General features: G+C 49.4%; 2 protein-coding genes. Both read left to right on the top strand.

The window, feature by feature from the left end:
* A partial coding sequence (locus O9X78_RS20670; RefSeq protein WP_435056069.1) for a Mu transposase domain-containing protein occupies nt 1–995 on the top strand: 995 nt, incomplete at its 5' end.
* Nucleotides 985–1,749 (top strand): IS21-like element helper ATPase IstB, encoded by a 765-nt coding sequence (gene istB / locus O9X78_RS20675; RefSeq protein ID WP_269621580.1) that lies wholly within the window; start codon nt 985–987, stop codon nt 1,747–1,749. The genes O9X78_RS20670 and istB, both read left to right, overlap by 11 nt.
* Nucleotides 1,750–1,828: the final 79 nt, after the last annotated feature.

Here is a 1,828-nt window from a genome sequence, read left to right on the forward strand (position 1 = left end):
TGTTATTTGACGCCCATTATCATGCCTTCCGTACGTTTGGCGGTATTCCCCGGCGCGGCATTTACGACAACATGAAAACGGCGGTGGATAAAATTGGTCGCGGCAAGCAACGACAGGTTAATAAACGTTTCTACGCCATGGTCAGCCACTATCTGTATGAACCCGAGTTCTGTAACCCGGCTTCCGGCTGGGAGAAGGGCCAGATTGAGAAGGCCGTGCTCGATGCTCGTCACGGACTTTGGTACGACACGCCAAGTATAAAGTCATTGCAGGAATTGAATCTCTGGCTCGAGGAGCGTTGCAAAATACTATGGCAGGAGTCAGCCCATCCCGAGTTTAAATCCCGCTCGTTGGCTGAGTGCTGGCATGAAGACGTAGCTGAGATGATGCAAGTGCCGCCAGCATTTGATGGCTTTATTGAGCATAGTAAGCGAGTGTCTTCTACGTGCTTGATTACCTTCGAATATAATCGCTACAGCGTTCCCGCCAGCTTTGCCAACAGAGTGATCAGCTTACGCGTCTATCCAGAGCGCTTGATCATCGTGGCTGAGGCCCACGTGGTGGCAGAGCATGCTCGTGTCTTTAATCGAGAAAAAAGCACACCCGGACGGACAATCTATGATTGGCGGCACTACCTTACGGTGGTGCAACGCAAACCGGGCGCATTGCGCAATGGCGCGCCGTTTTTAACTTTGCCTGATAGCTTCCGCTTGCTGCAAACCCAATTACTTAAACGACACGGTGGCGATCGGGAGATGGCTGACATCTTGGCGCTCGTGCTATTGCACGACGAACAATTGGTCGAGAAAGCGATAACCAAGTCACTAGAGCTTGGCGAGCCATCAAAGGAGCATGTTATGAATTGCCTCAGCCGATTAGAGCAACCTCAACTACCCCTGCTTGTTACACCACCACCAGCGCTAATGTTGCTGACAGAGCCGCAGGCCAATACCGCCCGCTACGACAATTTACGGAGAACACGTCATGAGCACTGAATCTATGGTCAGCACACTTAAGTCCCTTAAGCTTTATGGCATGGCTGATACAATTGCGACCCTATCCTCACAATCATCACCGGCTTACCAAAATGCATTGCCTGTACTTAAGATGCTATTGAAAGCAGAATCCTCTGAACGGGATGTACGTTCTATTAACTACCAAATGAAAGTAGCGAAGTTCCCCGCTTATCGTGACCTGACCGGCTTCGACTTCACGCAGAGTATGGTTGATGAGGTGCTAGTGAAATCACTTCATCGCTGCCTCTTCCTAGAGGAAACCCAGAACGTGGTATTGGTTGGCGGCCCCGGAACCGGAAAAACGCACTTGGCCACCGCTATTGGTGTTCAGGCAATACAGCATCATCGCTTGCGAGTTCGCTTCCTATCTACCATTGAACTGGTTAATGCCCTTGAACTGGAGAAACTGCAGGGGCAGCAAGGACGACTTGCCAACAGGTTGATCCATACCGACCTCGTCATTCTGGATGAGCTAGGTTATTTACCCTTTAGTCAGGCGGGTGGCGCACTGCTGTTCCACTTAATCAGTAAGCTATACGAACGCACGAGTATCATCATTACGACAAACCTCTGCTTCGCAGAATGGTCAGCGGTGTTTGGCGATGAAAAGATGACAACCGCCTTATTGGATCGATTGACTCATCATTGCCACATTATCGAAACTGGAAATGATAGCTTCAGATTAAAACACTCAACAACGCAACAGGAGGAATTGAAGGCAGCAAAGAAGTAAAATCTAGGCCATAATCTGGCCATCAGGGTGGGTCAATTTTAGATGCAAATCCTGGGTCAGTTTTAAATGCAAATCAACA

Source organism: Zhongshania aquatica, assembly GCF_027257955.1.
Lineage (GTDB): Bacteria > Pseudomonadota > Gammaproteobacteria > Pseudomonadales > Spongiibacteraceae > Spongiibacter > Spongiibacter aquatica.